Annotated in this window: 14 protein-coding genes; 7 read left to right on the top strand and 7 right to left on the bottom strand. The window is 46.3% G+C overall.

Going from position 1 to position 14,738, the window contains the following annotated elements:
• Window positions 1-447: 447 nt before the first annotated feature.
• Window positions 448-2,616, top strand: coding sequence for a DNA helicase II (uvrD, locus tag FW758_RS02380; RefSeq protein ID WP_432297871.1), 2,169 nt, complete (start codon window positions 448-450; stop codon window positions 2,614-2,616).
• A gap of 138 nt (window positions 2,617-2,754) precedes the next feature.
• The gene (gene ubiA / locus FW758_RS02385) at window positions 2,755-3,615 is read left to right on the top strand and encodes a 4-hydroxybenzoate octaprenyltransferase (protein ID WP_446444546.1); all 861 of its coding nucleotides are present in this window, start codon (window positions 2,755-2,757) and stop codon (window positions 3,613-3,615) included.
• Here ubiA and FW758_RS02390 read toward each other — a convergent pair.
• Both FW758_RS02390 and torT read right to left on the bottom strand, forming a co-directional pair.
• Window positions 3,612-3,803: a hypothetical protein gene (locus tag FW758_RS02390; RefSeq protein WP_446444547.1), complete on the bottom strand. Its 192-nt coding sequence runs from the start codon at window positions 3,801-3,803 to the stop codon at window positions 3,612-3,614. The two genes, ubiA and FW758_RS02390, sit on opposite strands and share 4 nt — an antisense overlap.
• A gap of 39 nt (window positions 3,804-3,842) precedes the next feature.
• Window positions 3,843-4,730 (bottom strand): TMAO reductase system periplasmic protein TorT, encoded by an 888-nt coding sequence (gene torT, locus FW758_RS02395; RefSeq protein ID WP_446444548.1) that lies wholly within the window; start codon window positions 4,728-4,730, stop codon window positions 3,843-3,845.
• 298 nt (window positions 4,731-5,028) lie between these two features.
• Between torT and FW758_RS02400 the strand changes: the two genes are divergently transcribed.
• The 5 genes from FW758_RS02400 (at window position 5,029) to FW758_RS02420 (ending at window position 10,397) form a co-directional block, all read left to right on the top strand.
• Window positions 5,029-5,424: a VOC family protein gene (locus FW758_RS02400; protein ID WP_012197687.1), complete on the top strand. Its 396-nt coding sequence runs from the start codon at window positions 5,029-5,031 to the stop codon at window positions 5,422-5,424.
• 34 nt (window positions 5,425-5,458) lie between these two features.
• Complete coding sequence (locus FW758_RS02405; RefSeq protein ID WP_446444549.1) at window positions 5,459-6,508, top strand: NAD(P)H-dependent flavin oxidoreductase; 1,050 nt, start codon at window positions 5,459-5,461, stop codon at window positions 6,506-6,508.
• A gap of 132 nt (window positions 6,509-6,640) precedes the next feature.
• Window positions 6,641-7,843 carry a hypothetical protein gene (locus FW758_RS02410; protein ID WP_115333777.1) on the top strand — a complete coding sequence of 401 codons (1,203 nt, stop codon included), beginning with the start codon at window positions 6,641-6,643 and terminating at the stop codon, window positions 7,841-7,843.
• Between the two features lie 330 nt (window positions 7,844-8,173).
• Complete coding sequence (locus tag FW758_RS02415; RefSeq protein ID WP_446444550.1) at window positions 8,174-9,091, top strand: TlpA family protein disulfide reductase; 918 nt, start codon at window positions 8,174-8,176, stop codon at window positions 9,089-9,091.
• A 223-nt stretch (window positions 9,092-9,314) separates the two neighbouring features.
• A complete protein-coding gene (locus FW758_RS02420; RefSeq protein WP_446444597.1) occupies window positions 9,315-10,397 on the top strand; it encodes an AI-2E family transporter in 1,083 nt (360 codons plus the stop codon).
• A 3-nt stretch (window positions 10,398-10,400) separates the two neighbouring features.
• Here the strand turns inward: FW758_RS02420 and FW758_RS02425 are convergent, their stop codons facing one another.
• The 5 genes from FW758_RS02425 to FW758_RS02445 all read right to left on the bottom strand — a co-directional run bounded on the left by FW758_RS02425 (window position 10,401) and on the right by FW758_RS02445 (window position 14,703).
• The gene (locus FW758_RS02425) at window positions 10,401-10,697 is read right to left on the bottom strand and encodes a helix-hairpin-helix domain-containing protein (protein ID WP_115333779.1); all 297 of its coding nucleotides are present in this window, start codon (window positions 10,695-10,697) and stop codon (window positions 10,401-10,403) included.
• A 123-nt stretch (window positions 10,698-10,820) separates the two neighbouring features.
• The gene (locus tag FW758_RS02430; RefSeq protein WP_041408644.1) at window positions 10,821-11,399 is read right to left on the bottom strand and encodes a nucleoside triphosphate pyrophosphohydrolase family protein; all 579 of its coding nucleotides are present in this window, start codon (window positions 11,397-11,399) and stop codon (window positions 10,821-10,823) included.
• 194 nt (window positions 11,400-11,593) lie between these two features.
• Complete coding sequence (locus tag FW758_RS02435; RefSeq protein ID WP_446444551.1) at window positions 11,594-12,178, bottom strand: TlpA family protein disulfide reductase; 585 nt, start codon at window positions 12,176-12,178, stop codon at window positions 11,594-11,596.
• Between the two features lie 15 nt (window positions 12,179-12,193).
• Entirely contained in the window at window positions 12,194-12,628 is a 435-nt protein-coding gene (locus FW758_RS02440) for a cytochrome c-type biogenesis protein (RefSeq protein ID WP_115333782.1), read from the bottom strand.
• Complete coding sequence (locus FW758_RS02445; protein ID WP_115333783.1) at window positions 12,628-14,703, bottom strand: heme lyase CcmF/NrfE family subunit; 2,076 nt, start codon at window positions 14,701-14,703, stop codon at window positions 12,628-12,630. Before FW758_RS02445 ends, FW758_RS02440 begins: the two co-directional genes overlap by 1 nt.
• Window positions 14,704-14,738: the final 35 nt, after the last annotated feature.

Raw genomic sequence — 14,738 nt, forward strand, 5'->3', positions numbered from 1 at the left:
CCCATTGTTAAATTTACAGAGTGCATGCTTGTAAGAAGGGGTTCAGATTACTGTAGGGGTTGGCAAGATTAAGCACTGTCATGGAAGTGACCGTTGACGGCATGGATGCCGTCGTCGAGCCTATAGGGATATATTTACGGCGAGTCACTGGAATGACAGTGCTTAATCGCTGAAACAGAATGATGAACACTCTTTCTATGAGCAATTAATACAGCCTTGCATTTGTTCAATTCCTACTCTAAAAACAAAGATCTGTTACCGAAAAGCTGGATTCCCGCCCACAAGTATTGCGGGAATGACAGTGCTTAATCAATGTCGTCATTACAATACAAGCGCAAAGCAAGATGCGGCAACATATCACTCACCTTATGGCTCTCGTCTTGTGGATCAAACGCGCAGGCGGGTTTTCTTCTGTTATAATGCCCCCTCGATTTTTTGGAGGCGAGAATGGACGTATCTTCTTTACTAGACGGCCTGAATGATAAGCAGCGCGAGGCTGTCGCGGCACCGCAATCTAGCATGTTAGTGTTGGCGGGCGCGGGCAGTGGTAAAACTCGGGTGTTGACCCACCGCATTGCGTGGCTGATGCAGGTTGAACAGCAGAGTCCTTACTCGATTCTTGCGGTGACGTTTACCAATAAAGCTGCGGCTGAGATGCGCGAGCGAGTTGAAAAAGTCGCTGGCACCAATATGGGCCGCATGTGGATTGGGACTTTCCACGGCTTGGCGCATCGCTTGTTGCGCACTCACTTCCAAGATGCGGGTTTACCGCAAAGCTTCCAAATTCTTGATTCTGACGATCAAGTGCGCTTGATCAAACGTATTCTTAAAAGCTTGAATTTGGATGAGAAACAATATCCTCCACGCCAAGCTCAGGGTTATATCAATGGTAAAAAAGACCAAGGATTACGCCCTAAACATATCGATGCGGGCGGTTTTCCGCTTGAGCAGAATCTGCTAAAAATCTATCAGGTTTACCAAGAGTCTTGTGACCGCGCTGGTTTAGTCGATTTTGCCGAAATCCTATTACGTGCCCATGAGTTATGGCTCAATAAGCCGCACTTGTTGGCCCATTATCAAGACAGATTTAAGCATATTTTGGTGGACGAGTTCCAAGATACCAACGCGATCCAATATGCGTGGATCCGCGTGCTTGCCGGTCAAACTGCCAATGTGATGATAGTGGGTGATGACGACCAATCGATTTACGGCTGGCGTGGTGCTCAGGTTGAAAACCTACATAGATTCTTAAAAGATTTCCCGAGTGCGACCACGATTCGCCTCGAGCAAAACTATCGCTCTAAGGGCAATATTCTTAAAGCTTCCAACGCCTTAATCGCTAATAACCCAGAACGTATGGGCAAAGAGTTGTGGACGGATGAAGCCGATGGCGATCCGATTTCGCTTTATTGTGCCTTTAATGAAATGGACGAGGCGCGCTTTATCGTCGGTCGAATTAATGATTGGCACGAAAAGGGCGGCAACCTCAGTGATTGTGCGATTTTATATCGTTCTAACGCTCAATCGCGGGTATTGGAAGAAGCCTTATTACACAAAGGCTTAGCCTATCGAATCTACGGCGGTTTACGCTTCTTCGAACGCCAAGAAATTAAAGATGCCATGGGTTACCTGCGGCTGATTAATAACAAAGACGACGATGCGGCGTTTGAGCGTGTGGTGAACACGCCGCCCCGTGGCATTGGCGATCGCACTTTAGATATTTTGCGCTCCACGGCGCGCCAGCATGAGTTAACCCTGTGGCAGGCGAGTGTGCGTTTACTCGACGAGAAAGTGCTTGCGGGTCGCGCGGCAAATTCTGTGCGTGGTTTCATGGACTTAATCATGACACTGCGTGAAGACACCCAAGATATGGTGCTGTATCGCATGGCCGATACTGTGATCCAAGCGTCGGGCCTTAAGGCCATGTATGAAGCCGAAAAGGGTGAAAAAGCCCACGCTAGAATCGAAAACTTAGAAGAACTCGTCACGGCGGCGCGTACTTTTGAGCTGCCAGAAGAGCTGGAGGACATGGGTGAACTTAACGGTTTCCTCTCCCACGCGGCGCTCGAAGCGGGCGAAGGCCAAGCCGATGCCTTTACCGATGCGGTGCAGCTAATGACGCTGCACTCTGCCAAAGGGCTAGAGTTCACTATGGTGTTCATGGCGGGTGTCGAAGAAGGGATCTTCCCTAGTAAAATGGCACTCGAAGAGGGCGATAGACTCGATGAAGAACGCCGCCTCTGCTATGTGGGCATGACCCGCGCCATGGAAAAACTCTACATTACCTATGCGGAATCGCGCCGTATTTATGGCCGAGAAGATTACGCCCGACCATCGCGTTTTATCAAAGAGATCCCGCCGCAATATGTGGATGAAATCCGCCTCAAGGCGCAGGTTTCAACCCCTATGGCGAATAATCGTTTTAGCACTCAAAAGTCGGCTGCCACAAACGATACCGGTTTTAACGTCGGCCAACGAGTCAATCACCCTAAATTTGGTGAAGGCAAGGTGACCAACTTTGAGGGCAGCGGTGCCCAAGGGCGCGTGCAAGTCAGCTTTACTGACTTTGGCAGCAAGTGGTTAGTCGTGGCTTACGCTCGTTTAGAAGCGCTGTGATGACTGACATCATCGCGATAAATGTCAGCTTTTTGTGACACGCTTTTAGGGGATGAATTCGCATCGGGAGAAGCATGGGTATATGATGCTAAGCCTGAAAACGAGTGGAAACTTGAGGGTATTGGGAGTACCTAGTTAATGAATTTAAAGCAAAAGTGGGATGTGTATTCCCGTCTTACTCGAATCGACCGTCCAATCGGTACGCTATTATTGCTGTGGCCATGTTTGATGGCGCTAATGTTAGCTGCGGGTGGCATGCCGGATCTTAAGGTCTTGGTTATCTTCATTATTGGCGTAGTGATCATGCGTGCCTGTGGCTGCATTATTAACGACTATGCCGATCGCGATCTCGATTCTTTTGTTGAACGCACTCGATCACGCCCGCTAGCCAGTGGCGAAATCAGCACCAAAGAAGCGCTGATACTGTTCGTCATTTTAGGTTTGTCCGCTTTGGGTTTAGTCTTATTACTCAATGGATTAGTCGTTAAATTATCCGTTATCGGCATTATCCTCACGATTATTTATCCCTTCACTAAACGTATCACCAACATGCCACAGATGTTTTTAGGCATAGTGTGGAGTTGGTCTATCCCTATGGCTTATGCCGCGCAAACGGGTGAAGTGCCGATGGAGGCTTGGTGGTTATTTGCCGCCAATTGGTGTTGGACTGTCGCCTACGACACTATGTATGCCATGGTCGATAGGGACGATGATCTAAAAGTGGGTATTAAATCTACTGCGATTTTGTTCGGTAAATATGATCGCCAAATCATAGGGTTATTTCAACTTGCCGCCTTGGCTTGTTTTATCGCCGCAGGTTGGAGCGCCGATCGTGGTTTGCTTTATGGCTTAGGCATTCTGACTTTTGTTGGCTTTAGCACTTACCAACAAATGCTGATCTTTGATCGCGAACGAGCCCCTTGTTTTAAAGCCTTCCTCAATAATAATTGGGCAGGCTTAGCCTTATTTGTTGGGCTGGGTGCGGACTATTTGATTTAACGAGTACCTTTTACGCTGGGCAGATCTTGATGGATCATCCATTGATTTTCCGGCGCTAATATTTGTTCTAAATCGATTTGGTGGATGTTGTCTTGGGAGATGACCTTGATAACAGGGCTCACTCTGCGGGGATAAGGCGCACCTTCGAGTGTGCGCACCGCGAGATCGATGGCAATTCGAGCCTGCAATACCGGTGAGTCACTGACTGTCGCGAGTAGCTGCTTTTTCTACACTAATTCTATAGTTTGCGCATTAGAGTAAAATGCGATGACTTTGCCGGTTTGATTCCGGCGTCCATCTAGAAAGCGCGCCGCGAAAGTGGCCGCCACCGCATTGGCAATTACAAAATCTACGCTTTGTTTTGCAAGTACTTTTCGCACCAAATCCGCTTGAACAAATAACTCAGTCGTACCGTAACCGCCTTCAATAACCTCGAACGCTTGTTTGCCCGCCGCTTGCCTAAACCCTTGTTCCGCCGCCATCACCCAAGATGCACCCTTAGGCCCAGGAAACCACGCCACCTTAAGCTTAGGTGAGTCCTGATTGATAGCTTCTCGCTGCTGCGCCGCAATATATTCTGTCGCCGCAACGGACATATCTTCAAAGCTGACTAAGGAGCGACTCGTGAGTTTGTCGGTCGCGATACCATTGACTAAATCGATAACCGGAATGCCCGCAGCGCTGAGTTGTTCAATATCCGCAATCAGTCCGTCAGCGGTATTGGCAGCAATAATATAAGCTTGAGCCTTGAGTGCATAACAATCATGGAGTTGCTGTTTTTGCCGCTCAATCTTGTCATATCCACCAGCATCATAAATGCCGAGTGTTACGCCTTGGCGCTCGGCTTCTTGTGATAATCCAAAGGCGACGCCCCACCAATATTGATCTTTACCGTGGGGAAGTAAGGCACAGATCCGCCATGCTTGATTGGCCTTAGCGAGTGGCGTGTAGAGGATCTTTTGACCGTCAGCAATGACATCGGCGGGATACCAAGCTGCCTGCACTGCAAAGACGAAACTATTGAGGATTAAGAGGAGGCAAATCCTGAGTGATCTGGCGAAGAATGCAGTCAAGTGCATAGGCTCATCATGGTAAGTGAACAGTGAACTAAGCATAGAACAAGGATCCGTAGTTGCTTAATCATAGTTAAATAAAGCTAATTTATTGTTTAATAACAAGCGTAAAGCAGTACTGTTATGGTTTGGCCGCAAAGATATAAAATGACTTAAACGCCGTGGGGCAACGCATCCGCAGGCTTTACGCTTTGACTCGTTCACTGAATGCTTAAGTTTACATTTCACGTTGAAGGCTTAATGGCTGCGGGCTAGTTTTCGCCCTCGTGCTTGGTCTATAGTGCATGACTTATAGTGGCTTTCTATTGTCAACATCATGCTTGGGTAACAAGGAGTCGTTATGTTTATTCCGCCAGGATTTTCACGGGTTAGCCCGTATATGATTATCAACAATGCCGATAGTTTAGTGGCCTTTATGCAAAAAGCCTTTGATGCTAAAGCGCTACATATTTCCCATCGATTGGATGGCAAAATAGCCAATGCGCAGATGCAAATCGGCGACTGCCTATTTATGTTAAGCGAGGCGAGTGAAGCGTTTCCGCCAATGCCAGCATCCTACTATTTGTATGTGGCAGATGCCGATAAATCGGTAGCTCAGGCGCTTGCTGCTGCGGGCGAGTTAATCATGGAAGTGGCGGATAAACCCTATGGCGATCGCCAAGGTGGAGTGCGGGATCCCGTGGGCAATTTGTGGTGGATCTCCCAACGTTTAGCCGCAGGACCATATCAGGATTGAGCGTTAAGTGATAACCAGTCTAAGGAGATGATGTATGCCGTGCCAGTTAACCCGATTATTTGGAATCGAATTGCCAATTATTCAAGCGCCTATGGCGGGTGTTCAGGGCAGTGCCTTAACGATAGCCGTGTCGCAAGCGGGTGCGTTGGGATCTTTGCCCTGCGCCATGTTATCCCTTGAAGCCTTAGATGCCGCGTTGATACAGATCCGCGCCCAGACGACTAAGCCCATCAATGTAAACTTCTTTTGTCATCACGAGCCAGAACCGCAAGCGGCGAAACAAGCCATGTGGCTCAAGCAACTCGCGCCTTATTTTGCTGAGCTGGGTATCCATCCTGATACCCAAGCTGCGGGAGCACAACGCGCGCCCTACACGAGTGCTCAGGCTGAAGTGTTAGCTAAATTCAAACCTGAGGTTGTGAGTTTTCACTTTGGTTTACCCAATGAAGACTTGTTGCTGGAGATAAAATCTTGGGGATCTAAGATCATCTCGACGGCGACCACAGTAGAAGAGGCGCTCTGGTTAGAAGCGCGTGGCGTAGATGCCATTATTGCGCAGGGCTTAGAAGCTGGCGGCCATAGAGGACATTTCTTATCCGATGATTTGACTGAGCAACTCGGCACTTTTAGTTTATTGCCGCAAATCATTACTGCCGTTGATGTGCCCGTTATCGCCGCGGGTGGCATAGTCGATGCCAAAACCGTGCGTGCCGCCATGGCGATGGGCGCTTCGGCGGTGCAAGTTGGGACGGCTTATTTACTTTGCCCTGAATGCACGACTAGTGAGATCCATCGCGCCGTCCTGCAAAGCGAGGCGGCGCAGCATACGGCTCTGACTAACTTATTTTCTGGTCGCCCCGCACGCGGCATAGTGAATCGTTTTATGGCTGAACTTGGACCTATCAATAACGCAGTACCGGATTTTCCGCTCGCCTCCAGTGCCGTCGCAGGATTGCGAAGCGCCGCCGAGCAACAAGGGTTCGGCGATTTTAGCCCACTTTGGTGCGGCCAAAATGCAACCGGCTGTCAGGCTATTCCCGCCGCAGAGCTAACAAGACAATTGGCGTTAGGTTTGATGGTCTAATGATCAGTTTGAACGTTTTTAAGCCAGCATTGTATTCATGGTTTTATCCATCATGTTATTGATAAGCCAAGCTACTTTTTTGGGTTTTTACTATCGCATAGGCTTGGCTAGATCAACTGACAAGGATGTTAAATGCTAAAAATTCGACTAAGACGCCCAGCTAAATATCGAATTTATTTTCTCATTTTGATGATTATTGTGTATTGGCTTGGGTTTAATTTACTGCCAGAACAGTTAACGCAAACAAGTGAGCAGTTGTCTTTGGCTGTCGTCAGTGCACTATATTTTGTGTTGTTACCTCTGCTTTATTGGTATTGGATTATCAAAATTGGTGCGCAAAAAAGCTGGAAAATATTAGTCATTCTCAGTTTGAGCAGCCTCATGGCTCGCCTCAGCTACCCTCCTCAAATTGCAGAGTATTTCGAGTTTATCGCTTGGCTGCGTTTCCCTATTATCACGGTATTACTGCTCATCGAATTGTACTTGATGGTGAGCATTATTAAGGGATTGTGGCAGGCGAGGAAGGCTTCAGGCGATCCAAGATTAGCGATCATTGCTCAATATGCTGCCACTGTGGAGCAAGAGCTGGGTAATGGGGCAAATGAACTTAGAACGCTTAATATTGAGGGCGCATCAAACACTGATTTGCCAAAGAATCAAATGCCTGACGATAAGAAGCTGACCTTAGGTTTAATACTCGCTACCGAACCCGCGAGTTGGTATTACGCTATCCCTTATTTTTCCCGTCGCCACCCAGCATCGATCACACCGCTTAAGTTACTGAGTGCCCAACCTTGGCATGCTTTAGTCATCATAATGTGTTTAATCGTGGCCTCCACACTGAGTTACATACTACTCGATTATGTGAGTCATATTGTTGCCGTATTCGTTTCTGGTTTGATCTTATATTCAGTGGTATTAATCGCAGCCAATTACCGAATCAGTCGTTATTACTCCCTGTATCAAAGGGAAGGTAAGCTCATTATCAATAATGGTATCTGGGGTTTTATGGCGATTGATTTAACCCAGATAAGTGAACTGAAATTTGGGGCATTTGTGACTCACGTGCAACCACAGCAAGTGGGCGGCATTCCTATTGGTACTTCATTTGGTAATTCTGTCGACACATCTGTGGCAATCGCTGCACCAGAAATCTTGACGATAGGACGGGGTGATGTCGCGAATGTGCAGCTGATTTTTAAGCATCCCCAAACTTATTATGGCGGAATGGGACAATTGCCTGAGTCGTTAAGTATGGTCAACCTCGTTGTAGATGATCCTCAAGTATTCGCTGATGCGTTTGGCCATATCCACAACTTGCAGAAAGCATCGTAGACTGGATTCATCATGATGGGATTGTATTTCAAGATTTTGATTTGTTTAGATATTAGATGATGCTATTCACTTGAATATTTGAATTGATCACTTTGGATATCAAATAATGTCATGAGTAAAGGCCGCGATAATTTGGGCATTGATATGCTCACCAAGGCTTACATTTTACATGGCTAAATTAGCGGCTTGTTAGTTTATACTCACTGTTTAAAGGTTGGTTGCTGGGTAGACTGTCGCTCCCTTTGATTATGTATTTTCTGTGTTAATGGCTGCAAATCACTGGCCCCATAGTCGTGGATGCAAGTGGTCTATCAATTTAAGGAAAACACTATGTTGTTACGTCAAATCATTGTTATGTGCCTTGCCGTCGTGAGTTTTGCTACGTTTGCGGGCGACAAAGCCTATCAAGATATTGCACTTAAAACCTATCCCGATCAGCAGCAAGTGACCTTAGGCAGCGTTGCGGGTGACAAGCCGATATATCTAAAGTTTTGGGCAACTTGGTGTCAGCCCTGTATGGAACAAATGCCGCATTTTGAAGTCCTGCAGAAGAAGTATCAGGACAAGATTAATATCGTCGCAGTGAACATCAATATTAATGAAGAGCAGCCTAAGATCGCTGACGTTATCGCGCGCTTCGGGCTCACTATGCCCGTGTGGTTGGATAATGAAGGTGAGTTGGGTGTGGCTTTAGGCTTGGTCGGTACGCCCTATAGTGTATTGATCAATCGTGCGGGTGATGTGGTTTACACTAGCCATGAGTCAGACGCTAATTTAGATAAATTTATTGATATGTTGGCGAATGGCCAAGAGTTGACGGCGCAGGCAACAGAGGCGCCCAGTGCCGAGCAAACGGCTAAGTTACTCAAGCCTTGGGAACAAGGTGAGCATTTACTCTTTTTCACTGCAACTTGGTGTGATTGGTACTTGGCTGAGAGCCGTCCAGAAATGTCGAAAGAGTGTATTGCCGTCCAAAAAGGCTTAAATAATCTCGCGCAAAAAGTGCCGAATAAAGCGTGGCACGGTGTGGTCAATCACCTGTGGACAGACGATAAAGCGCTCGAAGATTTTAAGCAGCTTTATCAGACTAAAATTGATTTTAGTATCGATGAGTTAGGCGTGTTATTTAATCATTTTAAAATCCGCAATATCCCGACGTTACTTTGGGTTAAGGACGGGAAAGTCATTCAGCGCATTACCGATTTTAGTCAACCAGAGCAGCTCGTTAAGCAACTCTCGGCGCAATAAGCTCATTTCAACTGTTCGGCCTTTGATAGATAGCCAAAGGCCTTTTTCTTAAAAGATTGAATCGATACATAACGCAATATTCGGTATTAAAGTGGTTGCCCATGGGAAGCACTGCGCAATAAACTGACTCGCAGAACGGGTTGAACTCAAACGTTAACGGTTGGCACAATGCCGAGTGTTTTCCATCTTATCGTTGGATTGTATTGTGGGGAGTGTTAGCACTATGACGCCGATTTTCAGTAATGCCGCGATTGGTCGTAGTTTGTTGATTTTGCTCTTATGCGCTGGTGTATTCTTTTTTATCGACTTTTTAGTGCCTGCCTTAGCCGCCTTGATTGTGTGTTTTTCGAGTTGGCCTCTTTATCAAAAACTATTGGCAAAATGCGGTGGCCGCTCGGCGTTGGCGGCAACCATTGCCCTATGTTGTATTGTGCTCGGGCTGATTATCCCGCTGGTGTTTGTATTTTCCTATGCGTTACAAGAAATTAGAACTTGGGTTGATTGGTTGGTGTTTACTAACCAACACGGTTCGCCCGTGCCCTTGTGGATCAAAGATTTACCTTGGATGGGTGAATGGTTAACCCTGCAATGGCAGCAATTTATCGGTGAACCCCACGAGCTAGGCAAAATCATCAGTGCCATCAGTGGTCAGAACCTAAGTGGCATTTATCGCTGGGTGCTGCAATTGGGCTGGAACACGCTAGGCCTGCTACTGACCTTACTCTTTATGCTTATTACGTTGTTTTTCCTCTATAAAGATGGCGAGCAAGTGGCCAAACAGTTAGATATTGTCGGCGAGCGAGTATTGCCTGCCCGCTGGCATAGCTTCTCCCGTGTGGTGCCTGCGACGGTCAGTTCGACGGTAATCGGCATGACGCTTATCGCGATTGGTGAGGGCATAGTGCTGGGGATTGCCTATTGGATTGCGGGTGTGCCATCGGCCGTGGCTTTTGGGGTGTTAACCGCCTTTATGGCCTTGGTTCCCGGCGGCGCGCCAACCATGTTTACCTTGATTTCACTCTATCTTGTCGGCACTGGCGATATGACGGCGGGCGTCGGCTTGTTCCTTTGGGGCAGCATAGAGCTGTTTATTGTTGATAAAACCCTGCGCCCCAATCTTGTCGGCGGGCCGATTAAATTGCCTTTCTTACCGACTTTTTTCGGTTTGATCGGCGGCGTGAAAACCATGGGTTTTGTCGGTTTGTTTGTCGGCCCAGTATTGATGGCCTTGCTGGTGGCGATTTGGCGGGAATGGTTAAGGGAAGAACCTGAAATAATACAAAGTGATAAACAGGCGGGAAGCTAAAAGCTAAGGTTTAGTCTGCCCTAAGGTATTTTTGCGCTCATCGGTGTAAAACCACCAAGGTTTAGCATCTTCGCCCGCCATAAAACGGGTGATGGAGATAAATACATCTATCATGCACGGGTCGTGTGTTTTTCCGGTCAAACGATTGAGTGCTTGATATAGGTCGTAGGGATTTTGCCCCAGCAGTTGCTCAGGTTTATCTAGACCGAGCAAACGTAAATCCGCCGCACAGGCTTTGCCAATATTCGGCAAATCAGTTAATTGCTTCACCTCAGCACGCACTACTTTCGCAGGATTCATACGGATTGCCTCGTTAAAACACACGCTGAAAAGTCATTACTGCTGGATAATCGCTTAGGCGAGATAATTGCCTTGGCGAAATAAGAGCCTGTAAATAACAGGCTCTAAACAAAGCTATAAAATCTAGGCTTTAACCAGCTTAGTCAGATCTGCTGGGCGGTAGTATACCGATTTTAGTACCTTGCCTTGGCGAACCACTTTACCCGCCATTTCCACATCTTTAGCGCATTTGGCTATGATGAAGTCGCCTTGTTGACTACCAACAATTTCAACACCTTGCTTAGCATAAAAGGCAACTGTCTCAGCCAATTCTTGCTCGTTGCGGCACACTTTACTCATATTGCTTGAATGGACTTCGTCCCAGCAGCGAATAAAGTCGATTTCACGGTTTTTAGCGACGCATAGCAACAAGTCGATTAAGTAACTGATTTCGAGTCTGTCGGTCATGGCTTGTGCGCCTAAATGCACTAAACGTCCCATTAAGACATACACAGAGTCGACAATGGCATCGGCCTGCTCGATACGGCTATCGGCTTCTGCTAGCTCAGTTAACTCTTCAATAATCAATGAAGTATGTAAGGTGTCGGCCTTATCATCCAAAGAATCAACATCACTAACTGGCAAGTCGAAGGTGCTGCGAAACTCACTGATATCACGATATAAGTGGTCATAAATAGGTTGAGTTAAGCTGGTGAGTTTCATCTGGATTGCCTTGGGATCAATAAACAATAAGTAGTTGGCGGCAATTTTAAAGAAATGCGCCGCAGAATACAAAGTTCAGGTATTTGTTCAGAAGTGTAAAAATACCCGCTGCAAATTCGGGTGCAGCGGGTTTCGGCAAATGTAGGGTGGGCTACCGAACGGAGATGTAAACTAGCTTTCTTAGTACAGAATGATTATTGGCCGTATTTAGCGATCAATTGGTCAAGATAAGGGGCGACGTCTTTATCGCCCCAATCGAGATACCCGCGTACGAAACCAACAAGATTACCTTTAGCATCAAAAAAATACGTCGCAGGAACGACGTTTGCCGGAATGATCTGTTCTATGTTTTGTGTTGGATCGAACCAAGTTTGATAGTCACTAAAATTATGTTGAGTGAGGAAAGGTCGCACATCCTTAGGATCTTCATCGATGGATATTGGGACAATGGCAATATTTTTCCCTTGATAATCCTTTTTAAGATGCTGAAGTTCTGGGATTTCACGTAGGCAAGGGGCACACCAAGTCGCCCAAAGATTAACGAGAACCAGTTTACCTTGATGTTGTTTTAGGGTTTGAGTTTTCCCCGCTTCATCAATAAAAGGCACTTCCGGTACGCCGCGTGCATGCTGCATTTCAACGAAGCCAGTCATTACCCTAGGTTTAGGAATCGTTTCGCCAGTGTCGTAAAGCTTATTCTGCAATGAATGGGCTTGGACTGCGTTGTTTAACAGGACAAAACTGAACAGCAGAATTAGTCGCAAAGAATATCGTTTCATGGTGAATCCTTATTTTTAGGAAGGGGAGCTCAGTGCTCGGCGTTTAATGAGTCCAAGGCAAAGACCTACACCGAGTAATAGCAAGAATAATGGGCCAAACCAAAGTGCGACGGTAGAACCTTTAAGTTCGGGTTGATAACGAATTTTTTCACCATAGCGCTCTACCATAAATAGAATGATTTCATCTTGGCTATATCCTTGTTCCAACATCGAAAATATCTGAGCTTTAAGCTCATGGGCGATAGGAGCTTGTGATTCAAACAGACTCAGATTAGTTGCCATAGGACAGCGCAGCACTTTAGTGATATTCATAGCTTGTTGTTTATGAGAAGGGCTAGAGATGGGCTGCTCTTGAGCCACCGCGAGGAATGCAGTCCCTCCTAAAAATAGTGTGGTAAAGAGCAACCATGTAAAAGCGCAGAGGTAAGGTGAGCGAAAAAATGGATTCATTAGGCAAGTGTCTCCCTTTTCAATGAATGGGATGGGTCAGCTAAGGTTTCTGATTTCGGGTAATAACAAAGGTTGCGAGCAGGCCAAGCAGCGACAGTTCCGCCTAACATCATTAGCAGTGCCCCAAGCCAGATCCAACTAGCAAGAGGTTTATAGCTGATACGGATCAGGTATTCGTTATCACTAAGTTGCAATCCCATCGAGACATAAATATCCCGCCATAGGCCGTGGTCAATTCCCGCATGGGACATTTCCATGGCATTGCTTTTAAAGGTTTGTCGTTGTGGGGTGATATAGCCTATTACCAGCTCATCTTGGGCTGCATCACGGATACTGATATTGGCTTGAATGGCAGTAAAACTCTTGGTCTCAATATTCTCAGTACTTTCATAAACTAAGACATAACCTGCCAGAGGTTTTCCTTGCCCAGGCCCCATTCTTAGCAGGGCTTCTTGTTCAAAGAAAGAGACGGCCGTCGCACCTATTATTGTTACAGCAACACCTAAATGAGCGAGCAGCATGGCCATGAAGCGTCGTTTAGAGGTAGGCTTAGCCATGTTCACGGCATCTTTAACTGACTGTTTATGTTGATGAGTTTGCTTGTTCAATCCTAATGCTGCGATCAGTGTTAATAATAAGCAAATCAGTAACCAAAGTGCTGCTGCAGTACCAAGTAACAGAAATAAACTATTGCCAGTAGCTGCCTGCAAGCTTATCCACAAAGCCGAAATTAAAATCAGCGTGCCAGGAATGATTAAAGGCTTAACTTGAGCTTTGGATGTTTTTTGCCAATGGGCTAAAGGGGCTACACCCATCAAGAGTACGAGTAAGAAGGTCAGTGGTACAAAGATCGCATTAAAATAAGGGGCACCGACAGAAAGTGTACCTAAACCGAGTAGTTCATAGATCAAGGGATAGAAGGTACCGAGTAGAACTGAAAATGCAGCGACGACTAATATTACAATACCGAGTAATAACAGCGTTTCTTTACTGAAAATCGTATGCTGGACTGAGTGTCTTAGGTTATTGGCTTTAAGTGCGAAAATGAGCAGAGCTGCACCAATAAAAAGTATTAATAAACAGAGGATTGACATGCCACGTGTTGGGTCGGCGGCAAAGGCATGCACCGATTGCACTATGCCGGAACGCACTAAAAAACTGCCGAGTAAACTGAGTGAGAAAGCCAATATACACAGCAGCAAAGTTGTAATTTGAAAGCCATTAGTGCGTTTAGTCAGGACAATAGAATGGACTAATGCGGTGGCGACAAGCCAAGGAATAAAAGAGGCGTTTTCTACTGGATCCCAAAACCACCATCCTCCCCAGCCTAATTCGTTATAGGCCCACCAAGATCCAAAGGCATTTCCGCCCGTTAAAAAAATCCATGCGAGTAACCCCCAAGGCTTTAAGTGGTTAACTTGACGAGCATTAAACTTTCCGCCGAGCAGCGATGCTAAGGCGGCGGCAAAACAAACGGTAAGTCCGACATACCCGAGGAAAAGCATAGGTGGGTGCAATATAAGGCCTATGTCTTGCAATATTGGGTTGAGATCGCGTCCTTCTATGGGGATATTGGGTAGCAAGCGGGCAAAAGGATTCGAAGTAAAAAGTAAAAATAAGTTAAACCCCAGAATCACTAGCGACAAAATCGCCAGCAATCTCGCAAAGTAAACAGCGTCTTGGTATTGGTTGCTGGCTTTGGCCTGAGTGCAATCCGTTATTGGTAGGCGATAACTGATAATGGCGCCCCAGAGTGCGATTGCAAATACCCAAAAGAGCATTGAACCTTCGTGGCTGCCCCAAACCGCAGCCACTTTATACCCAAGGGCTAATTGACTATTGGAATGATTGGCAACATAGGCAACAGAAAAATCATCACTGATAAAATTATAAATTAAGCAAAGGAGTGCTGCGGATATCGAGGTAAATAATGCTCTAAATAATGCTGGGCTGTAGCCTGTTAAGTAAGCATTATCTCTATAAATTCCCACTAAAGGTACCATTGCAGATAATAGTGCAATGACAGTGCTGATAATCAGCAATATATGGCCTATTTCTGGAAGTATAGTGGTCATATTTTATTCCATTCGGATAGTGTGAATTAAATTTT

The sequence above is a fragment of the Shewanella sp. 1180_01 genome (assembly GCF_052850535.1).

Bases quoted from the DNA above. Each gene is read 5' to 3' on its own strand.
- FW758_RS02440 (WP_115333782.1), bottom strand. From the start codon at position 12,628: ATGAATCCATTTTTTCGCTCACCTTACCTCTGCGCTTTTACATGGTTG.
- FW758_RS02405 (WP_446444549.1), top strand. From the start codon at position 5,459: ATGCCGTGCCAGTTAACCCGATTATTTGGAATCGAATTGCCAATTATT.
- torT (WP_446444548.1), bottom strand. From the start codon at position 4,730: ATGCTTAGTTCACTGTTCACTTACCATGATGAGCCTATGCACTTGACT.
- FW758_RS02400 (WP_012197687.1), top strand. From the start codon at position 5,029: ATGTTTATTCCGCCAGGATTTTCACGGGTTAGCCCGTATATGATTATC.
- FW758_RS02435 (WP_446444551.1), bottom strand. From the start codon at position 12,178: ATGAAACGATATTCTTTGCGACTAATTCTGCTGTTCAGTTTTGTCCTG.
- uvrD (WP_432297871.1), top strand. From the start codon at position 448: ATGGACGTATCTTCTTTACTAGACGGCCTGAATGATAAGCAGCGCGAG.
- FW758_RS02410 (WP_115333777.1), top strand. From the start codon at position 6,641: ATGCTAAAAATTCGACTAAGACGCCCAGCTAAATATCGAATTTATTTT.
- FW758_RS02420 (WP_446444597.1), top strand. From the start codon at position 9,315: ATGACGCCGATTTTCAGTAATGCCGCGATTGGTCGTAGTTTGTTGATT.
- FW758_RS02425 (WP_115333779.1), bottom strand. From the start codon at position 10,697: ATGAATCCTGCGAAAGTAGTGCGTGCTGAGGTGAAGCAATTAACTGAT.
- ubiA (WP_446444546.1), top strand. From the start codon at position 2,755: ATGAATTTAAAGCAAAAGTGGGATGTGTATTCCCGTCTTACTCGAATC.
- FW758_RS02415 (WP_446444550.1), top strand. From the start codon at position 8,174: ATGTTGTTACGTCAAATCATTGTTATGTGCCTTGCCGTCGTGAGTTTT.
- FW758_RS02430 (WP_041408644.1), bottom strand. From the start codon at position 11,399: ATGAAACTCACCAGCTTAACTCAACCTATTTATGACCACTTATATCGT.
- FW758_RS02445 (WP_115333783.1), bottom strand. From the start codon at position 14,703: ATGACCACTATACTTCCAGAAATAGGCCATATATTGCTGATTATCAGC.